Annotated in this window: 18 protein-coding genes and 1 pseudogene; 14 read left to right on the forward strand and 5 right to left on the reverse strand. The window is 67.5% G+C overall.

Annotated elements, in window-relative coordinates; genetic code table 11:
• Positions 1–13: 13 nt before the first annotated feature.
• From J7024_RS09725 to J7024_RS09740, 4 genes are all read left to right on the forward strand, one after another.
• Positions 14–976, forward strand: a complete 963-nt coding sequence (locus J7024_RS09725) for a VOC family protein (RefSeq protein WP_124828359.1) — start codon at positions 14–16, stop codon at positions 974–976.
• Complete coding sequence (locus tag J7024_RS09730; RefSeq protein WP_124828358.1) at positions 973–2,217, forward strand: NAD(P)/FAD-dependent oxidoreductase; 1,245 nt, start codon at positions 973–975, stop codon at positions 2,215–2,217. Before J7024_RS09725 ends, J7024_RS09730 begins: the two co-directional genes overlap by 4 nt.
• Positions 2,218–2,255: 38 nt before the next feature.
• Complete coding sequence (locus J7024_RS09735) at positions 2,256–3,656, forward strand: MFS transporter (protein WP_124828357.1); 1,401 nt, start codon at positions 2,256–2,258, stop codon at positions 3,654–3,656.
• A 146-nt stretch (positions 3,657–3,802) separates the two neighbouring features.
• Positions 3,803–4,354 (forward strand): GNAT family N-acetyltransferase, encoded by a 552-nt coding sequence (locus J7024_RS09740; protein WP_124828356.1) that lies wholly within the window; start codon positions 3,803–3,805, stop codon positions 4,352–4,354.
• Positions 4,355–4,452: 98 nt separating this feature from the next.
• Here the strand turns inward: J7024_RS09740 and J7024_RS09745 are convergent, their stop codons facing one another.
• Positions 4,453–5,379 carry an ADP-ribosylglycohydrolase family protein gene (locus J7024_RS09745; RefSeq protein ID WP_124828355.1) on the reverse strand — a complete coding sequence of 309 codons (927 nt, stop codon included), beginning with the start codon at positions 5,377–5,379 and terminating at the stop codon, positions 4,453–4,455.
• A gap of 275 nt (positions 5,380–5,654) precedes the next feature.
• Here J7024_RS09745 and J7024_RS09750 point away from each other — a divergent pair.
• The 3 genes and pseudogenes from J7024_RS09750 to J7024_RS09765 all read left to right on the forward strand — a co-directional run.
• Positions 5,655–5,825 (forward strand): annotated as a pseudogene (locus tag J7024_RS09750) (hydroxylamine reductase); the annotation flags it as partial.
• 170 nt (positions 5,826–5,995) lie between these two features.
• Positions 5,996–6,139 (forward strand): hypothetical protein, encoded by a 144-nt coding sequence (locus tag J7024_RS37480; RefSeq protein ID WP_233410117.1) that lies wholly within the window; start codon positions 5,996–5,998, stop codon positions 6,137–6,139.
• A gap of 93 nt (positions 6,140–6,232) precedes the next feature.
• On the forward strand, positions 6,233–6,634 hold the full coding sequence (locus J7024_RS09765) for a PPC domain-containing DNA-binding protein (RefSeq protein ID WP_124828354.1): 402 nt from the start codon (positions 6,233–6,235) through the stop codon (positions 6,632–6,634).
• Between the two features lie 348 nt (positions 6,635–6,982).
• On the opposite strand, the gene J7024_RS09770 is transcribed toward J7024_RS09765, so the two are convergent.
• Positions 6,983–7,231, reverse strand: a complete 249-nt coding sequence (locus tag J7024_RS09770; protein ID WP_124828353.1) for an adhesin — start codon at positions 7,229–7,231, stop codon at positions 6,983–6,985.
• 608 nt (positions 7,232–7,839) lie between these two features.
• Positions 7,840–8,274: a universal stress protein gene (locus J7024_RS09775; RefSeq protein WP_124828352.1), complete on the reverse strand. Its 435-nt coding sequence runs from the start codon at positions 8,272–8,274 to the stop codon at positions 7,840–7,842.
• Between the two features lie 393 nt (positions 8,275–8,667).
• Between J7024_RS09775 and J7024_RS09780 the strand changes: the two genes are divergently transcribed.
• Positions 8,668–10,152, forward strand: a complete 1,485-nt coding sequence (locus tag J7024_RS09780) for an amidase (RefSeq protein ID WP_124828351.1) — start codon at positions 8,668–8,670, stop codon at positions 10,150–10,152.
• A gap of 72 nt (positions 10,153–10,224) precedes the next feature.
• Here the strand turns inward: J7024_RS09780 and J7024_RS09785 are convergent, their stop codons facing one another.
• The gene (locus tag J7024_RS09785; RefSeq protein ID WP_124828350.1) at positions 10,225–11,718 is read right to left on the reverse strand and encodes a carbohydrate porin; all 1,494 of its coding nucleotides are present in this window, start codon (positions 11,716–11,718) and stop codon (positions 10,225–10,227) included.
• Between J7024_RS09785 and J7024_RS09790 the strand changes: the two genes are divergently transcribed.
• The 6 genes from J7024_RS09790 to J7024_RS09815 all read left to right on the forward strand — a co-directional run bounded on the left by J7024_RS09790 (position 11,717) and on the right by J7024_RS09815 (position 15,222).
• The gene (locus J7024_RS09790) at positions 11,717–11,884 is read left to right on the forward strand and encodes a hypothetical protein (RefSeq protein ID WP_175750402.1); all 168 of its coding nucleotides are present in this window, start codon (positions 11,717–11,719) and stop codon (positions 11,882–11,884) included. The genes J7024_RS09785 and J7024_RS09790 overlap by 2 nt on opposite strands.
• Before the next feature lie 165 nt (positions 11,885–12,049).
• Positions 12,050–12,742, forward strand: coding sequence for a hypothetical protein (locus tag J7024_RS09795; protein ID WP_124828349.1), 693 nt, complete (start codon positions 12,050–12,052; stop codon positions 12,740–12,742).
• Between the two features lie 124 nt (positions 12,743–12,866).
• Positions 12,867–13,700: an arylamine N-acetyltransferase family protein gene (locus tag J7024_RS09800; RefSeq protein WP_124828348.1), complete on the forward strand. Its 834-nt coding sequence runs from the start codon at positions 12,867–12,869 to the stop codon at positions 13,698–13,700.
• Positions 13,701–13,813: 113 nt separating this feature from the next.
• A complete protein-coding gene (locus tag J7024_RS09805) occupies positions 13,814–13,990 on the forward strand; it encodes a ribbon-helix-helix protein, CopG family (protein WP_175786449.1) in 177 nt (58 codons plus the stop codon).
• 1 nt (position 13,991) lies between these two features.
• Positions 13,992–14,342, forward strand: a complete 351-nt coding sequence (locus tag J7024_RS09810; protein WP_124828346.1) for a VOC family protein — start codon at positions 13,992–13,994, stop codon at positions 14,340–14,342.
• A 10-nt stretch (positions 14,343–14,352) separates the two neighbouring features.
• Positions 14,353–15,222, forward strand: a complete 870-nt coding sequence (locus tag J7024_RS09815) for a class I SAM-dependent methyltransferase (protein WP_124828345.1) — start codon at positions 14,353–14,355, stop codon at positions 15,220–15,222.
• 15 nt (positions 15,223–15,237) lie between these two features.
• Here J7024_RS09815 and J7024_RS09820 read toward each other — a convergent pair whose 3' ends face one another.
• Complete coding sequence (locus tag J7024_RS09820; RefSeq protein WP_175759923.1) at positions 15,238–20,088, reverse strand: NAD-glutamate dehydrogenase; 4,851 nt, start codon at positions 20,086–20,088, stop codon at positions 15,238–15,240.
• Between the last annotated feature and the right edge of the window lie 167 nt (positions 20,089–20,255).

Genomic DNA, 20,255 nt, shown 5'->3' on the forward strand with positions numbered 1-20,255 from the left:
GGGGAATGACGCAATGAGCATCTTGGGTATCGAGCAGATCACGTACGGGGTCGACGACCTCGCGACGTGCAGGCGCTTTTTCGCCGACTGGGGCTTGAAGGAAATCGCGCACGACGACACGCGCGCCCGTTTCGAGACGATGAACGGCTGCACCGTGCTGGTCGTGAAAGGCGATGATCCGTCGTTGCCGCCTGCATTCGAAGCGGGTCCGACGCTGCGTGAAGTCACGTGGGGCGTCGCGACGCAGCAGGACGTCGACGCGCTGCGCACGAAGCTGGCCGGCCAGCCAGGCTATTACGCGCAGGACGATGCGGTCGGCTGCATCGATCCGAACGGCATGGCGATCCGCGTCGAAGTGACGCGCAAGCGCGCACTCGACATCACCGGCTCGCCGTCGAACGTGTGGGGCCAGACGGCGCGGGTCGACCAGCCAAGCCCGATCTATGCGCGCGCCGAGCCGGTCGAGGTCGGGCACGTGGTGTTCTTCACGAACTGCCTCGACGCGCAGGAGACGTTCTATCACGAGCTGCTCGGCTTCGAGACGTCGGATCGTTACCCGGGCCGTGGCGCGTTCATGCGCTGCGCGCCGCACGGCGGCCATCACGACCTGTTCCTGCTCGCGCTGCCCAACGGCAAGCGCGGCCTGAACCATGTCGCGTTCACCGTGCGCGACATCCACGAAGTGTTCGGCGGCGGCATGCACATCGACCGCTGCGGCTGGGAAACGCAGCTCGGCCCGGGTCGTCACCCGGTGTCGTCCGCGTACTTCTGGTACTTCCAGAATCCGGCCGGCGCGCTGATCGAGTACTACGCGGACGAAGACGTGCTGACGCCCGAATGGCAGCCGCGCGAATTCGAACCGGGCCCGACCGTGTTCGCCGAATGGGCCGTCGACGGCGGTCTCGACGGCAACACGCGCCGGCAGAAGAACGCGAAGGCGCCGGAAGGCAAGTTCATGACGGAGCGCAAATCATGACCGAAGCGAACACGCAGGCGCCGGCCGCGCCCGGCACCGTCGTCGTGATCGGCGGCGGCCAGGCGGCCGGCTGGGTGCTGAAGACGCTGCGCGCGGAAGGGTTCGCGGGCCGTCTCGTGATGATCGCCGACGAGCCGCACCTGCCGTACGAGCGTCCGCCGCTGTCGAAGGCCGTACTGGCCGGCGACGCCGACATCGAAACGGTGCGCGTGGTGCGTCCGGACGAATTCGACGCACTGAACGTCGACGCATGGCAGCCGGAGCGTGCGGCGTCGATCGACCGCGCGCGCCGCGTGGTGAAGACCGAAAGCGGCCGCGAGATCGAATATGACCGGCTCGTGATCGCGACCGGCGGCACCTCGCGTCGTTTGCCCGATGCGATCGTCAACACGCCGAACCTGCATTACCTGCGCACGCTTGACGAAGCGGCCGCACTCGGCGAGAAGCTGCGTGCGAGCCGGCGCGTGCTGGTGATCGGCGGCGGCTGGATCGGTCTCGAAGTCGCGGCCACCGCGCGCAAGCTCGGCGTCGACGCGGTCGTCGTCGAAGGCGCGCCGCGTCTGTGCGGGCGTTCGGTGCCGCAGATCGTGTCGGACTTCCTGCTCGACCTGCATCGCGCGAACGGCGTCGACGTGCGGGTCGGCGCGGCGCTCGCGTCGCTCGACGCGCAGCCGGGCGACGCGTCGAAGGTCCGCGCCACGCTCGCCGACGGCACGACGATCGACGCCGATTTCGCGGTGGCCGGCATCGGCCTCGCGCTGAACGCGACGCTCGCGAGCGATGCGGGCCTGGCGATCGACGACGGCATCGTCGTCGACGAATTCGGTGCGACCAGCGATCCGGCGATCTTCGCGTGCGGCGACGTGGCGAACCATCACAACGGCTGGCTGAAGCGGCGCGTGCGGCTTGAATCGTGGGCGAACGCGCAGAACCAGGCGATCGCGGCGGCGAAGGCCGTGCTTGGCGTGCGTGCGCCGTATGCGGAGATTCCGTGGTTCTGGTCCGATCAGTACGACGTGAATCTACAGATCCTCGGCGATCTGCCGGCCGACGCACAGGTCGTCGTGCGCGGCGATCTCGGCGCGCGACGCGCGACGCTGTTTTTCGTTGGTGAAGGGCACGTGAGAGGTGTCATCGCCGTCAACAACGCACGCGAGCTCAAGCTCGCGCGCAAGTGGATGAACCAGGGCCGGGCAGTGGATACGGAAGCCCTGGCAGACACGACCCAAGCGCTTGCCTGACCGGCCAACCCGGTAAAAAGATCCAGGAGACACCCCGCATGAGCACTTTCGACAACGTCGTGGCCGGCAGGGCCACGATGGAAGCCGCCGCCTCCACGCCCGGCGCGATCATCGCGCGGCTCGAGCGGCTTCCGGCCAACTCGATGCAGATCCGCGCGCGCGTGCTGATCGGCACCGCGACGTTCTTCGACGGCTTCGACGTGATCACGATCGCGGCGACGCTGCCGCTGCTGATTCACAAATGGGGGCTGTCGCCGACGCAGATCGGCATGTTGATCGCGTCCGGCGCGATCGGCCAGCTGATCGGCGCATTCCTGTTTCCCGCGCTGGCGGAGAAGCACGGCCGCGTGAAGGCGATTGCATGGAGCTCGGCCGTGATCGGCGTCACCAGCATCGCGTGCGGCTTCGCGCCGACGTTCGAGATATTCGTGCTGCTGCGGATCCTGCAGGGGCTCGGTCTCGGCGGCGAGTTGCCGGTGGCGGCAACGTACATCAACGAAATCACGCGCGCGCACGGCCGTGGCCGTTTCGTGCTGCTGTACGAAATCGTGTTCCCGATCGGCCTGCTGGTATCGATGGCGCTCGGCGCATGGCTCGTGCCGAGGTTCGGCTGGGAGATCATGTACTTCGTCGGCGGGTTGCCGCTGATCCTCGCGCTGCTGCTCACGCATCTCGTGCCGGAATCGCCGCGCTGGCTCGCGTCGCGCGGGCGGCTCGCGGAAGCCGGGCGTGCGGTGGGCGTGTTCGAATCGGCGGTGCGCGGCGAACTGCCGCCCGTCACGCAGGCGGCCGCGTTCGACGAGATGGTGCGCCAGCACCCGAAGCGCCGCATGAGCGACCTGTTCAGCGCCGCGTATCGCAAGCGCACGCTCGCGGTGGCGACGCTGTGGGCGACCTGCGGGTTCATCCAGTACGGGCTGTCCACGTGGCTGCCGACGATCTACAAGAACTTCTATCACGCGCCGCTGCAACTCGCGCTGAACCTCGCGGTGATCGGCTCGGTGATGGGCGTGTTCGGTTCGCTCGCGTCCGCGCTGCTGGTCGACAAGCTCGGCCGCAAGCCGGTGATCGTGTGGTCGTTCGTGTTGTGTGCGTTGTCGCTGGCGTTGGCGGGCATCTATCACGCCTCGTCGGTGTACGTCGTCGCGATCTTCTGCTCGCTGTCGCTCGGGCTGATGGCGTCGGGCTTCATCACCGCGTACGTCTATACGCCGGAACAATATCCGACGAGCATCCGCGCGTCGGGCTGCGGGCTCGGCAGCGCGTGGCTGAAGGTTGCGTCGTTCGCGGCGCCGATGATCGTGCCGCACGCGATCGTCGGCGGCAATCTCGCGCCGGCGTTCTACCTGATCGGCATCGTCCCGCTGATCGCGGCGGTGACCGTGCACTTCGTCGGGATCGAGACGAAGGGCAAGGTGCTCGAAGCGCTGGAAGCGTAAGCGCGGCTGGCAGCAACGGTCGACAGGGAAGGCCCGGACGATGTCCGGGCCTTTTTGCATTGGCGCGGATCGAACGCGCCGGGCAGCGTGCACGTGCGGCTTGCATGTTCTAATTCGCGGTCCCGTTTTTTTCGCCGGCCGTCGCCATGCCCTTGTTCCAGCCCGTCACGCTGCATACTTCCCGCCTCGTCCTGCGCCCGCTTCGCGAAACGGATGCGCATGCATTCTTCGACATCTGGTCGGATATGGAAGCCATGCGCTATTTCTCGTTTGCACCGCTCACCGATCCGGCACAGGCTGCCGAGCGCGTCGCGCGCAATCTGACTACGACCGCCAGCGGCCAGGATCTGGTTTGCGTACTCGAAGCGCGCGACACCGGCGATGTGCTTGGCGAATGCGTGCTGTTTCATGCGCATGAGCAATGCCGGCGTGCCGAGATCGGCTTCAGCCTGCGTCGTCGGTACTGGCGCGGCGGATATATGCGCGAGGCGGCAGCGGCCGTGCTCGAGCACGCGTTCGGCACGCTGCGCCTGAATCGCATCGAAGCCGACATCGATCCGCGCAACGTCGCATCGGCCGGGCTGCTCGAAAAGCTCGGATTCGTCAGGGAAGGCGTGCTGCGCGAACGCTGGATCGTCGGCGACGAGGTGTCGGACAGCGCGCTGTACGGGTTGCTCGCGAGCGATCCGCGCGGATAACGTGGCCGGGCACGCGGTATTGATCCGGCGATCGCGGACTTCGCGAATCTGCGGCCGCCGGGTTCGATTCGACACTCGGCCGGGGTGCTGCCACACGTTCATGCTTGCGTGAGCCAGCCCTCGACCATGTCCCTTCCACGCAGCATCGTGACCCATCGGTCCGGCAGCGCCTGCTCGCCATGCAGTGCGCCGGCGAGGCTGCCCGCGATCGCCGCGGTCGTGTCGGTGTCGTTGCCGAGCGCGATCGCTCGCTTCACGCAGTCTTCGTAGCTGTCCGTCGACAACAGGCAATGGATAGCCGACCAGAAGCTGTCGACCACGTAGCCCGAGCCTTGCGGTGCATCGAAGCGGCCGTCGAGCACGACCTTCAGTTCGAACGCGTCGACCGTGCCTTCGTAGCGCGTCAGGAGTTCGTCTTCCGCCGTGCGTACCGCATCGGGCGCGGGCTGGCCGTCGACGATTCCGAGTGCCGTCAACGCATACAGCGCGCAGCACAGCTGCGAGCGCGGATGCGCGTGCGTGACGACGCTCTGCTTGCGCGCAAGCCGGATCGCTTCGTCGCGTGACGCGGCGACCATGACGACCGGAAAGCAGCGCATCAGCGATCCGTTGCCGTTGTCGCGCTCATCGGCGGGGCCGGCCGCGGCCGAGGTGGTGCCGGCTGCCAGTGCGTGAAGCGCACGCTGCGTCTGCAGGCCGACGTCGAACACGCGGCCGTCCGGCGTGAACGCGCCGCGATGAAGCCAGTCCTGCAGGTTGCCGGCGAAGGTGTCGAGATTCAGGCCGCGGTCGTGCGACAGCGCATCGAGCAATGCGAGCGCCTGCGCGCCGTCGTCGCTCCAGGTGCCGGGCGGCACGCCGGCGTGCGTGCGCGCAAAGCCCGGTGGCGGCGTCATGTCGATCGCGGCGGGGGAGGGGAGTGCCGACGCGGCGTGGAATTCATACGGGACGCCCAGCGCGTCGCCGATCAGCAGGCCAAGCAGGCCGCCGCGCAGGCGGGATGGTCGGTTCGGAATGGGAGTCATCGGATCGTGTTCGGGTGGCCGGCGCGTGCCGCGCAAGATCGTGCAGACTAGACGAATCGCGTCCGCATGCCTAGGGTCAGCCCCATGCATGAATTTTCCAGAGCCGGGGGCGTGCCCTGGTCAACGCGGCGTGTGCGGTGCGAACGAATGTCGCATCGGTGCCGTTGCGCGGTGGACTGGCGTCGAACGGTAGCGTGCATGACGATACCGGGAAGACGACGAACGATGGCCATGAAATTTCCGCTGCATCCGGTACATCCGGAACGGATCCGCTCCGATTAACCATGACGGTGATGGAACTGCTTGGCAGCGCGAACACCGGGCGCTTCGTCGCGCAGCAGCCGAGCGCCGTGCATGTGACGCCGGTGGCGGGCAAGGCGATCCTCGTGTCGGGCCACGAGCTCGGCGATCTGCACGCATTGCCCGAACAGACGGCCGGCACCGGCCAACACGCGCAACTGGGACGGGTGCCTCGAATTCCTGATCCGGCTGCGGCCGGACGGCCGGTTCTCGACCTATCTGCGCGAGCACGCGCGGCCGGGCGATCCGCTGATCGTGCGCGTGCCGATGGGCGGGGGCGGATTGGGCCGGTTTTCGCGGCACACTGGTCGAGGCGTTGCGCGCGGCGCTCGCGCAGGGTTCGGTGCTGCCGGATATCTACGTGCGCAGGCCGCCGCCGCTGGCGGAGAGGGCGATGGAAGTCGCGGTCGGGGCCGGCGTGCCGGATGCGCAGTTCGCGAGCGAGCGGTTCACGGTGTGACGCGGAGGGATTCCTTCTGACCAGTGTCTTGCCGGATCGCATGGCCAAACGTACTCTTGGTTGAAACCCGGAACCGCGAGCACGTTACCGACCATGCAAGCCCATCCTCTGCGTCTTTCCACCGGCGACGATCTGCGCGCGTCGATCGAGCATGCGTTGCGCGGGCTCGACGCGCACGCGGCCTTCGTCATCCAGGGCATCGGCAGCCTGAACGTCGCGCAGTTGCGTTTTGCCGGCGTGGACGCGCCAACCGAACTGCGCGGCGACCTCGAGATCCTGACGCTCGCCGGTTCGGTATCGCCGGACGGTGCACACCTGCATATGTCGGTGTCGGATGCGCAAGGTCGCGTATCGGGCGGGCACGTCTCGAGCGGGTGCGTGGTCCGCACGACTGCCGAGATACTGCTCGTGCTGTTGCCCGCACATCGTTTCTCCCGCGAGCCCGATGCGGGCACCGGATTCAACGAGCTGGTGATTCGTCCGGAGGCGGGGTGAGCGGGCGAGAACTGTTACGGAAAGCAGACTTGTTCAGCACGTGTGGAAGCAGAGGGTGCAGGAGAGGGGGCGTGCGCAGCGCGCACGCGAACGACGTCGGCCCAAGTGCCGGGCCGCGACGGACGTTGCCGGGAGACACACACCCGGCGCTATAACGAGCGCATGCCCGACGTACTGCGGTGGCCGCTCACGTGCCGGCATTCGGGCCGATTCGACGGCGCGCTGCCGCTACCCGCATGTCAATGGTTGCGGCGGTGCACAACGGGAAAACGACGACGCGCGCTGACTGCGACCGGCTTCGATTAACCCGTTCGATGCGAGCGCAACCGACTCGGTTGTTGCTCTGCGTCAGCGGGACGCCATCGCGACATCCGGCGCACCGCGTCCGGTCACCAGGCAACCGGACATGAAGGCTTCGCTCTGGCTGCCGGCCGCCGCGTTGCCGAAGCCTCGGCTGAGCGCGTCGTACTTGATCTGTTCGGCAGCCTGCGTGCACGCCAGCGGGCTCGCGTCGCGGCCTTGCGCGTGCAGCATTGCACGGTCGCCGATCAGATAAACCAGCAGCGCGAAAAAAACGACGTGTACGGTTCGTCTCATGGTTCGTCTCCTAGTCGCTCAAGCGTAACGCGGACCGGTTCGAAGAAACACTTGGGGGTTCCCCCCGGTAAACGTCTGCTGAAACGCTGACCGTCAGCGGGGATCGTGTCCCATTTTGTTGCGTTCCAGCCGGGAAAAACAGGGGGGAGGCGGCGTAGCAGGCGCGCGATTGACGCGAATTTGACGAATATCAGAGTACGGACGGGGCGCGACGGTCGAGCTGCCGTTCAAAGCGATAGCATGAATACATGTTTTGACGGAGCGCGATGGGCGGCGAGCGATGAGCACATCGGTTCCTGGCGAAGCCGCTACGTATTGAACATCGCTATCGAAATAGTGAGGAATCCAAATGCTTGACGTGTCTTCCGTGTTGATCAGTCTGGCGCCGATGTGGGCAATTCTGCTGGTGGCGTCGTCCGCAGCGACCTATCTGGTGTTCTGGCGCAAGGTCATCAAGTAAGCGCCGCGCGACAGGAATCGCCCTGCTGTTGCGCGCTTCGATCCCGTGTCCGTTCGGGCCGGCACATCGGCGCTTCGGCAGCGTTTCAGTCGCGATGCCGCGCAGTGCGCGCCGCGACGAAACCCGCGACGCGAAGCGGGCGCACCGCTTATTGCACCGCGGTCACCGGCACATTCGAGATCCGCACGAGCCGCGCCATCATGCTGCGCCCGAACATCGACAGCAGCGAGTGAAGGGGATCGTGCCGCGGTGCGACGACGACGATTTCGTCGCATCCGGTTTCGGCCGCAACGGTCGCGATCGTATCGGCCACCGGCCCGACCTTCTTCACGACGCTGTAGCGCACGCCGGCTTCCCGCAGAATCTGCTCGGCCATCGCCAGATCGTCGCACGCGAATTTCTCCTCGATCGAGCGCAGCCGCGACAGCGGGTGAAAGGCCTCGAGCCGCGTCGCCTCGAGCGGCGCCTGTACGTTGATCAGCACGATCTCCGACGCGCAGCGTTCGCGGTACAGGAACGTCGCATGGCGGACCGCCTGAAGCGAGCGGGGTGAGTGACCGACCGGAACCAGCAGCTTGAGCATGGAGAATGCCCCGAAATCGAGATGTTTCCAGCGTAGCGGGGCGCAGGATCGCGCAATCTAAAGAGATCGGGCGGCCGCGTAAAAATGTCGTTAACGTCCCGCTGCGTCGGGCGGCGCCTATTAGAAATATAAGAAATTTAAGTTTATGCGCATAAACATTTTTATCGGCAGGCCCGGCGCGAACGGCCGCGCGATGGGGTAATCCGATCCAGCGGAGCGCCACATCGATTTAGTCGGATCCTCAATGAATCGCGACGGAAAATATCGAAGGTCGCCCGTCCGGCGTCGCGTAGAGTAGAGCATCATCGGCCGCGGCGCGGCCCGTTCCGGCCGCCGGGGCGGACTGCTGCCGTCACGCGGCCCGCCTACCATTCCGGTTTCAGGAGACCCCGCATGCCGCACGGCGCCCCGCAGCTTCTCGCCCCCGCATCCATCACCGTCGACCCGATCGTGCGCCTGTCGGCCGGCGAGCTCGCATCGGCGATCCGCAGCAAGACGGTGTCCTGCGTCGAGACGATGCGCGCGTATCTCGATCACGTCGAGCGCGTGAACGGCGCGGTGAATGCGCTGGTTTCGCTGCGCGATCGCGACACATTGCTCGCCGAAGCCGCCGAAAAGGATGCCGCGCTCGCACGCGGCGAGTATCAGGGCTGGCTGCACGGGATGCCGCAGGCGCCGAAGGATCTCGCGATGACGAAGGGGCTGCGCACGACCTACGGCTCGCCGATCTTTCGCGATAACGTGCCGCAGGCGGATTCGGTCGGCGTCGGACGGATGCGTGCGGCCGGCGCCATCTTCATCGGCAAGACCAATACGCCGGAGTTCGGTCTCGGCTCGCATACGTTCAACGAAATCCACGGCGCGACGCGCAATCCGTACGACCTGACGAAGAGTGCCGGCGGCAGCAGCGGCGGCACGGCGGCGGCGTTGGCAGCGCGGATGTTGCCGGTCGCGGATGGCAGTGACTTTGGCGGCTCGCTGCGCAATCCGGCCGCGTTCTGCAACATCTACGGTTTCCGCCCGTCGCAGGGTCGCGTGCCGCGCTGGCCGGGCGTCGACGTGTACATGCAGCAGCTCGGCATCGAAGGGCCGATGGGCCGCACGGTCGGCGACGTCGCGCAACTGCTGTCGATCCAGGCCGGCTACGATCCGAACGATCCGCTGTCGCTCGCGGAGGATCCGGCCGTGTTCGCGAAGCCGCTCGACAAGGATCTGCGCGGCGAACGCATCGCATGGGTCGGAGACTGGAACGGCTATCTGGCAACCGAACCCGGTGTGCTCGCACAGTGCGAAAAGGGCTTGGCGACGCTGCGCGAGATCGGCTGCGACGTCGATGCCGCGCTGCCGGCGTTTGCGCCCGACCGGATCTGGCGCCTGTGGCTCGCGCATCGTCACCTGCTGTCGGGCGGCGGACTGCTCGCGCACTATCGCGACCCGGCGCGGCGCGCGCTGTTGAAGCCTGAGGCGATCTACGAGGTCGAAGGGTTGCTCGCGATGCAGGGTGCGGCGGTGTTCGATGCGAGCATCGAGCGCACCGCGTGGCACCAGGCCGTGTTGAGTTTCTTCGATCGCTACGACTTCATCGCCGCGCCGACGGCGCAGGTGTTCCCGTTCGACGTCGAGCAGCGCTGGCCGACGGAGATCGCGGGCCGTGCCATGGATACGTACCATCGCTGGATGGAAACGGTTGTGCCGTGGACGCTGGCCGGCTGCCCGGTGATCAGCGTGCCGGTCGGTTTCAACGACGCGGGGCTGCCGATGGGGATGCAGCTGATCGGCCGGCCGCGCGCGGATCTCGCGGTGCTGCAACTCGCGCGTGGCTACGAACGGGCGGCCGACTGGGTCGGCCAGCGCGTGCCTGACTGGATGGCTGCCTGACGCGCGCCGCGCCGGGGTGGTCGACAAAGAGCGGCGGGCGCGCATGCCGATGCACGCTCGCCGCCGTGCACATTAGAACGCAATGTTGGTCCGCAGGCCGAGCACGAACGTATTGCGCAGCGACGCACGCGGATCCGACGGATTCTGGCCGGCGCCCGCATTGAACGTGTACTGCGCGTCGGCCTGGATCTGCCACCACGGCGCGACCTGATAGTTGTAGGTGGCTTCCAGTGCGGTCTCGCTGCCGCGCACGCCATACGGCGCGCCGTCGAATGCGAGCGCATCCCGGTCGAGCGCGCGCGCGTGACGGCCGACCTTGATGTAGGTGAGCGCGAGGCCCGCCGAGTCGTTGTCGCGGCCGGCGAACGGCGCCTTCAGCACGACGCCGACGTTGGCCGCCGCGCTGACGAGATTGCGGTCGCCCGGCGCGCCCATCACGCGCGCGAACACGCCGAGGCTGCGCGGGCTGTCGGGGCCGGCGCGCCACACCATCTGATCGGCCACCGCATATACGCTGTAGTCGCCGCGATGCGGCCGGCCGATCGCGCTCGAATCGGCGCTCGCGAGCGAGCGGCCCGTCGTGTCGTCGCGCTGGTCCGCGAAGCTGCCGCTGTGATACCAGACGCCGAGCTTGTAGGTGCCGGGCAGCCCGGCCGGCGTTTTCGTGCCGCCAGCGGCGCCTGCCTGGTTGATCGCGTATTGCAGCTCGCCGATGAAGAACGCGCCGTCGTGCAGGTTGAAGTTCGTGCCGCTGCGATTGTTCGGGTTGTTGCCGACCGGGTCGCCGTCGAACACGCCGGCGAGCGCCGTCAGCGACGGCGTGAGCTTCGCGCGCACCCGCACGCCGAGCGCGGACAGCGGATACGCGGGGCCGCCGCTCGGCAGGTCGTACGACGGCAGCGCGGGCCAGCCGAACATCGTGTTGAGGAAGAGCGACGAGTACTCGCTGGTCAGGAATTCCTGGTCGACGGCCTGCTGGCCGACCCGCACGTCGACGCGGTCGTCGAGCAGCGCCTGCTGATACCAGAGTTCCCACAGTCGCGTGGCGTCGTCGGCTTCGATGCCGCTCGCCGTGTTCAGCGTGCCGAGATAGTTCGGGCTGAATTGGCGGCCGTGGATCTGCAGTGCGCTGACGCTGAAATTGCCGCCTTTCCAGCCGAATGCCTTGTCGGTATCGACGCCGAGCGTCATCGTCGTCACGCCGTGGTACGCGACGCCGCGCTCGAGGCCGCCGCGCAGGTTGCCCAGCAACTCGCTCGTTTCGGTCAGCGCGAACGTGACGCCGTACTTGCCGAGCCACGGGCGAATGCCGCCCATGTCGCCGAGCAGCGTGTCGCGCGTCCACAGGCTGTCGGAGGCGGGCGCGTCCGCTTCGGGTTGTGGTGCGGACGCCGTCTTCGGCGCCTCTTGCGCGAAGGCCGCGCCGGCGATCAGCTGGGCGGCGCACGCGAGCGCGACGACGGACAGGCGGCGGGGCGTGCGACGGGAAATGCGGTGCGACGCGCGGCGTGACGAGCGGTCGGCCACGACGACGGGCGCGGGACCGGGCAGCGAAACAGGCGACATGAAATTCCTTGCGGGTAAGGCGATGAGCGCGTCGCGCGGCAGCGCGCGGGAAATTGAAAGCGGAAGCGGAGCGAATCGTAAGAAACACGCATCCCGTCGTCAATTGCCGGAACCCGAAATAAACGATATTGATGCGGAAAAGGAACGAATTTCGATGTGTGCTTGATATCGCGCAGCCGGTCCGGATGAATGCGCGACGCGAGGTAATGAGACGGCGGAATTGCAAGCGGCATCGACAGGCGATTTCGTTTCGATGTGTTTCAGTCGTTGCGGCGGTGCGCGACGCGCTTCGAAAATGTCGGCCTCAATCATTCCGGCACGAGGGAAACACATGGAGCACATTCGCGCGACGGGCAAGCGCCTGGCAGCGGCGGGCATCGCATTCGGCATCCTGCTTGGCGTGAACGGCACCGCGCATGCGCAACTCGACCTGCAGTCGATCGGATCGTCGCTGCTCGGTGGCGGGCAGCAACAGGCCGCGCCCGCGCAGGGCGGCGTCGCGCAATTGATGCAGGCGTACGTCGGCGCGAACCGGCAGGTGCTGGCCGGCCAGTCGTCGCTCGCATCGGCGATGGGGCTGACCGGCGCGGCCGGGCAGGCGCAGCAGGCTGCCGGCCTGCTGGGCGACGGCAACGCATTGACGCCGGCCGCGCTGTCGCGGATGGGCGGCGCGCAGCAGTCGGTCTCGCAGGCGCTCGGGCAGGCCTTCGCGAGCGGTGGCGCGACGCAAGGCCCGGTCGACAAGCAGGCTTTCAGCAGCGGCCTCGCGTCGCTCGGCCAGGGCCTCACGCAGTATTCGCAACTGCAGTCCGGGCTCGGCAATCTCGGTTCGACGAGCGCCGCGTCGCTGCTGCAGTCGGGCCTGAACCCGCAGAACATGCAGGCCGCGTCGTATATCGCGCAAAGCGCGCCGGGCCAACTGCAGTCGCTCACCTCGACGCTCAGCCAGGCCGTGCAGTTCGCGACGAGCCAGGGCATTGCGGTGCCGCCGGTCGCATCGTCCGCGCTGAAGCTGCTGCCGTAACGGCACCGCATACCGTGCGCGACGCGGTGCCGGCGTCGCGCGCGGCTCGCCAGGATGGCCCCGCGTAACATGGGGGTTTCGCTCGATGCTATCGTGGCGTGTCCCCTGTTATCGGTGCCGGTTCATGACTGACTCGTTCGACCTCCCGCGCTACTTCGCCCGCATCGGCTACGACGGCCCGGCCGAGCCGTCGCTCGACGTGCTGCGCCGATTGCATCTGCTGCACCCGCAGGCGATTCCGTTCGAAAACCTCAATCCGCTGACCGGTACGCGCGTCGCGCTGGACCTGCCCGCGATCGTCGACAAGGTGGTCCGGCACCGCCGCGGCGGCTATTGCTTCGAACTCAACAAGCTGTTCCATACCGCGCTCACGACGCTTGGCTTTCGCGTGACGCCGCTGATCGCGCGCGTGCGCTGGATGCGGCCGCCGGAGGCCGTCACCGCGCAGACGCACATGCTGCTGCGCATCGATCTCGACGGCGCGACCTGGCTCGCGGACATCGGCTTCGGCAGCGCGACGCTGACCGCGCCGCTGCGCTTCGTGCCGGGCGAGCGGCAGTCGACGCCGCACGGTGCGTTCCGCGTCGTCGACGCGCCGATCGACGGTGAGTTCGACATGCAGTTCGAGATCCCCGACGGCTGGCAGACCACCTACCGCTTTTCGCTGAAACCGGCCGAGTGGATCGATTACGAAGCCGCGAACTGGTTCACGTCGACGTATCCCGAATCGATCTTCGTAAACGACCTGATCGCGTGTCGCGTGCTGCCGGACGGCCGCGCGGCGCTGTTCAACACCACGCTGACGGTGCGCGATGCGGCGGGCGCGGGACGCACGACGACGTTCGACGATGCGGCCGGGTGGGGCGCGTGCCTGCGCGACACGATCGGCATCGATACCGCCGGCTTCGATCTCGACGCGCTGTTCGCACGGCTGGCGGCACGCGCAACCAGCATGTGAGCGCCCGGCGGTGTGGCGCCGGCGCCGGGCTGCGCGTCGTCCGTCGTGCCGTTGCGGTGGCGGGTGCCCGATTCCGGGTTTGACATTTGCTAGATTGCTAGCATACTAGTCCAATGACCGACGAAGAAGTGAGGCAATTCAACGTGTACCTGCCGCTGAGCCTGATCCGGCAGGTCAAGCATCGCGCCATTGAAACGGAGCAGTCGCTGTCCGCGCTGGTGGCCGACGCATTGCGCGCGTATCTGGCTGCCGCACAGCCGGGGGCCGGGCCGTCCACCGAGGAGGAGTGACATGTCATCCGAGCGAATCGAAGCCGTGTTCCTGACGACGCACAACTGGGGCAAGTCGGCAAAGTTCTTCCAGGCGCTGGGCTTCACGCTGGAATTCGAAACCGATCACCATTCGGGCCAGCTGAGAAGCGGCGACGGCCCGTATCTGTTCATCGCCGAAGTGCCGCCGAGCGAGGCTCCCGACATGCAGGTCGTGCTGAAGGTGTCCGCCGAAGAGGCGGTTCGCCCGCAGCCGATCGTCGACGTGGTCACGCCGTTCGAGGACACGCACTGGGGCACGCGCGACATGACCGTGCGCGATCCGGACGGCCGCGTCTGGCGCCTGCAGGCGCCGGGCAAGCCGCACGCGTGAGGTCACGGCGATGACCGATAAGCATCACGACGCGCCGGATGCCCCCGACAGCACCGCCGCGCGGGTCGCGCTGTGGCGTGCGCTGCACGTCGAACTCGATGCGCCGCCGCACGTGCTCGCCGACGAAGTCGGCCTGCGCCTGCTCGCGCCGGGGCCGGGCTGGCAGCAGCGCGGCGACATGGACCCGCAGTTCACGCGGCCGTTTCGCGCGTCGATCGTCGCGCGGGCGCGCTTCATCGAGGATCTCGTCGTCGAGCAGGCCGCGCGGGGCGTGAGTCAGTATGTGATCCTCGGCGCGGGTCTCGACAGTTTCGTGCAGCGCCGGCCCGAGATGGCATCGCGCGTCACCGTATTCGAAGTCGATCCGCCGGCGCCGCAGGCATGGAAGCGCCGCCGCCTGACCGAGACCGGTTTCGGCGTGCCGGACTGGCTGCGGTTCGTGCCGGTCGATTTCGAAGCGAGGCAATCTTGGCGCGACGCGCTCGTGCGCGCGGGCTTCGATGCGGGCAAGCCGGCGGTCGTGGTGTCCACCGGCGTGAGCATGTACCTGACGCGCGAAGCGAACGCGGCGGCGATGCGCGAAGTCGCGTCGCTCGCGCCGGGCTCGACGTTCGCGATGACGTTCCTGCTGCCGCTCGAGCATGCCGATCCGGATGTGCGCCCGGGCCTCGAAATGGCTGCGAAGGGCGCGCGCGCAAGCGGCACGCCGTTCATCAGTTTCTTCATGCCGTCGGAAATCCGCGCGCTCGCGACGCAAGCCGGCTTCGCGCACGCCGAACACGTATCGGCCGCGGCGCTCACACGCCGCTACTTCGCCGAGCGCACCGATGGCCTGCACCCGCCGAACAACGCGGAAGAACTGCTTGTCGCGACGGCGTAGCGCCGCGACTGCCGGTCACGCGCGTTCCAGCACGGCCATCTCGCGCACCACCACGAGCAGCACCGCGAGGCTCGCGCCGCCCGATGCGCGCAGGTCGGCAAGCAGGTGCTCGTAGCGCTGCAGCGCGGCCTCGCGGCGTTCGCGCCACGTGTGGACGATCGTCTCGGGCGCCGTCGAATCCGACGATTCCGAGAGTGCGCTGCTCGCCAGCGCGCGCTTGAGCCGCGCGACTTCCGCGAGCGCCGCCGCGCGCGCCAGCATGTCCCAGTGCGTCGGGGTCGGGAGTGCCGCCGCTCGCTCGCCGATCCATCCATAGTTGAGCAGCGTGCCGAGCGAGAAGTAGACGCCCGCGACGAGTTCGAGGCTGCGGTTGCAGGTTGCGGCCACTTCGGCGATGTCGAGCAGCGCGGCCGAGATGTCGCCGCTCGCGACGCGCACCGCCAGTGCGCCGTCGACGCCGGCTTCGACCAGCACGCGCTGCCGCTCGGACAGCGCGTCGAGCACGTCGGCCGGCAGCAGCGACGGCAGTTGCGGCGCGATGCGCTGTACCGCATCGCGGCAGCGCGCGATCACCCCGGTGACACCGCCGTCGGCCGCCGCGCCCGACTGCAGATGCCGCAGGAACCACAGCGCCGCGCGCTCCAGCAGCCGTGCGACGTCGACGAACATGCGCGCCTGCACGTCGTCGGCGACCCGGTTGTCGAGCGCATCGATGTCGCGCCACACAGCATCGAGATCGAACACGTCGCGCGCCATGATGCATGCGCGCACGATGTCGCCCGGCTTCGCGTCGGTTTCCTCCATCAGCCGGTGCACGAACGTGCAGCCGACGCGGTTGACGAGCGCGTTGGTCAGGTGCGTCGCCAGAATCTCGCGGCGCAGCGGATGGCGGTGCATCGGTTCGCCGAAGCGCTGTTGCAGCGGCTTCGGGAAATAGTCGACGAGCATCGCGGCGACGAGCGGATCCTCGGGCACGTCGGTTTCGAGCAGCGCGTCGTAGAGCCACATCTTGCTGTACGCGAGCAGCACCGCGCGCTCCGGCGACGTGAGGCCCTGTTTCGCGGCCTGCCGTTCGGCGATCTCGTCGTCGGTCGGCAGGAATTCGATCACGCGGTTCAGGCGGCCCGCGCGTTCGAGCCAGCGCATCAGGCGCGCTTCGGCATCGAGCAACTCGACGCTGTAGCGGCCGGCGATCGACAGCGCCTGCGTCTGGTAGTAGTTGTCGCGCAGCACGAGCAGGCCGACTTCGTCGGTCATTTCCGCGAGCAGGGCGTTGCGCTGCTTCTCGGTCATCTCGCCGTCGGTGACGACGAGCCCGAGCAGGATCTTGATGTTGACTTCGTGATCGGAACAGTCGACGCCGGCCGAGTTGTCGATCGCGTCGGTGTTGATGCGCCCGCCGCGCTGCGCGAACTCGATGCGGCCGAACTGCGTGCAGCCCAGGTTGCCGCCTTCGCCGACGACCTTGCAGCGCAGGTCCGCGCCGTTCACGCGTACAGCGTCGTTCGCACGATCGCCGACCTGCTGGTGGGTTTCGTGCGTGGCCTTCACATAGGTGCCGATGCCGCCGTTGTACAGCAGGTCGACCGGCGCCTGCAGGATCGCGCGGATCAGCTCGGTCGGCGGCAGCGCGTGCGCGTCGATGCCGAGCGCGGCCTGCACGGCCGGCGACAGCGGGATCGTCTTCGCGGTGCGCGGATAGACGCCGCCGCCCGACGAGATCGCGGCCGTATCGTAATCGGCCCAGCTCGAGCGTTCGAGCGCGAATATCCGCTGGCGCTCCGCGAAGCTCGTCGCCGGATCGGGGTTCGGGTCGAGGAACACGTGCCGGTGATCGAAGGCCGCGACGAGCCGGATATGCGGAGACAGCAGCATCCCGTTGCCGAACACGTCGCCCGACATGTCGCCGACGCCGACCACGGTGAAGTCGGTAGCCTGCGTATCGATGCCCATCTCGCGGAAGTGCCGCTTCACCGATTCCCATGCGCCGCGCGCGGTGATCGCCATTTTCTTGTGGTCGTAGCCGACCGAGCCGCCGGACGCGAACGCGTCGTCGAGCCAGAAGCCGTATTCGTGCGAGATCGCATTCGCGTAGTCGGAGAAGGTGGCCGTGCCCTTGTCGGCGGCGACGACGAGATACGGATCGTCGGGATCGTGCCGCACCACGCCGGGCGGCGGCACGATCGCGTTGCCGGCGAGGTTGTCGGTCAGGTCGAGCAGCCCGCGCAGGAAGGTCTGGTAGCACGCGATGCCTTCGCGCATCCACGCTTCGCGATCGCTCGGCGGCGGCGGGTTTTTCACGACGAAGCCGCCTTTCGAGCCGACCGGCACGATCACGACGTTCTTCACCATCTGCGCCTTCATCAGCCCGAGCACTTCGGTGCGGAAATCCTCGCGACGATCGGACCAGCGCAGGCCGCCGCGTGCTACGCGCCCGCCGCGCAGGTGCACGCCCTCGACGCGCGGCGAGTACACCCAGATCTCGAACATCGGCTTCGGTTCGGGCAGGCCCGGCACCTTCGCCGGGTCGAACTTGAACGACAGGTACGGCTTCGGTTCACCGTCCGCGTCGCGCAGGAAATAGTTGGTGCGCTCGGTTGCGTTGATCACGCCGAGGAACTGGCGCAGGATCCGGTCCTCGTCGAGGTTCGGCACCTGGTCGAGGGCCGTCTCGATCGCCTTCAGCAAGCGTTCGGCCTGCACGTCGCGCGTGCCGCCCGTGTCGCCGGTGGCCGGGTCGAAGCGCAGCAGGAAGAGTTCGACGAGCTGTCGCGCGATCGCCGGATTGCCGGTCAGCGCGCGCTCGATGTACGCGTCGCTGAACGTCGAGCCGACTTGCCGCAGGTATTTCGCATACGCACGCAGAATCGTGACCTCGCGCGCGCTCAGGTGGGCGCGCAGCACGAGGCGGTTGAAATCGTCGTTCTCGATCCGGCCGCTCCAGATGCGATCGAACGCGTCTTCGAACAGGTCCTTCACGCGCTCGATGTCGAACTCGGTATCGTCGGCAAGTTCGAGCCCGAAGTCGTGCACCCACGCGTGCGCGGCATCCTGCGTCTGGATCCGGTACGGCCGCTCCTCGTCGACGCGCACGCCGAGATGTTCGAGCATCGGCAGGCTGCGCGACAGCGCGATCGGGTCGCCCGCGCGATACACCTTGAAGCGGAACGCGCGCGGCTCCGCTTCGATCGGGCGGTACAGGTTCATCGCGAGCTGGCCTGATTCCTTCACGCGTTCGATCAGCTCGATGTCGCGCACGGCAGTGCGCGCCGGATAGTCGTCGCGATAGCCGGCCGGGAACGATTCCGCATAGCGCTGCAGCAGGCGGTTGCCTTGCTCCTCGCCGAATGCGTCGAGCAGCGCGTCGGCCAGATCGTCCTGCCAGCGGCGTGCGACCTGCACGAGTCGCGTTTCAAGTTCGCGCGTGTCGACGTCGGGCATCGTCCCCGGCTCGGCATGGACGACGAAGTGAATGCGCGCGATCGCCGATTCCGACAGCAGCGGCGTGAACTCGACGTTCACGCCGTTGTACGCGTCGACGAGCAGCTTCGCGATGCGCCGGCGCAGGTCGGTGTTGTACTTGTCGCGCGGCACGAACGCGAGGCACGACACGAAGCGGTCGAAGCGGTCGCGCCGCACGAACAGGCGCGTGCGCTGATGTTCCTGCAGCCGCAGGATGCCGAGCGCGATGTCGTATAGCTGGTCTTCGTCGGCCTGGAACAGTTCGTCGCGCGGATAGGTTTCGAGCACTGTCACCAGCGACTTGCCGAGATGTCCTTTCGGCAAGAAGCCCGCGCGCTGCACGATGTTCGCGCATTTGCGGCGCACGATCGGGATCTCGGTGTACGAGCCGAAATAGGCGGTCGACGTATAGAGCCCGATGAAGCGTCGCTCGCCCGCCACCTTCCCGTCGGGGCCGACGAGCTTCACGCCGACGTAGTCGAGATAGCCGGGCCGGTGCACGGTCGAGCGCGAATTCGCCTTGGTCACGAAGATCGGCCAGGGGCCGGTGATGATCTCGGCGGCGGCCTGCGGCAGCGGCGTCACGTCCGGCGCGCCGGACGGGCGCAGCGCGTCGCGCAGCAGCCCGAGGCCTGACCTTTCCATCCCGCGCAGGCCGAAGCCCGGCCCGTCGGACACCAGCGCGTAATCGCGCTGGCCGAGGAAGGTGAAGTGGTCGGCCACCATCCATTCGAGGAACGCGCGCGCTTCGATGTCTTCCGCGGTCGATTCGCGGGATTTCATGTCCTTGATCGTCGCGCGCGCGATGTCGACGATCTTCGGCCAGTCCTCGACCGACGCGCGCACGTCGCCGAGCACGCGGGCGATGTCGTCGCGCAGCGTGTCGAGCAGGGCGGCGTCGCCGCAGCGGTCGACTTCGAAATGGATGAACGATGCGAGTTGCGACCGGTTGTCGTCGGATGTTGCGCCGCCGGCGTCGACGCGCTCGATGCTGCCGTTGCTGCCGCGCCAGATGCGGAACACCGGATGCAGCGCGGAGTGCAGTGCGAGCCCCAGGCGGTTGACCGCCATCGTCACCGAGTCGACGAGAAACGGCATGTCGTCGTTGACGATCTCGATCACCGTGTGGTCCGAGTGCCAGCCGTGCTGTTCGAGGATCGGGTTGTACACGCGCAGCCGCTCGCTGCCGGGCACATATTTCCGGGCGGTTTGCCAGTGCGCCATTGCGGCGCCATACAGATCGGCGATGCTGCGATTCTGCAGATCGTCGGCGTCTACGAAATCGTAGTAGTGACGCAAGAACGGTTCGACGATCCGGAACGTCGCTTCGGGCAGCCGCCCGCGCGCGAACTCGGCGACGTCGGAGAGCAGGTGTGCGACGACTTCCTCGTTCTTCGCTTCCATGGCGGTCTCCTGTCGGGTGGCCATTGGCTGCTGCGTCTGTCCGGCATTATGCGCCGATTGCGTGACGGCACGATGTGCGGGCGCACAACGAAGGGGCATGCATGGGCCAGCCGCGGCGCCGGTGCAAGCCCGCATGATGGCGGCAGGTTACGATTTATTGCATGATG

Source organism: Burkholderia sp. WTPI3 (genome assembly GCF_021483755.1).
In the GTDB taxonomy this organism is placed as follows: domain Bacteria; phylum Pseudomonadota; class Gammaproteobacteria; order Burkholderiales; family Burkholderiaceae; genus Burkholderia.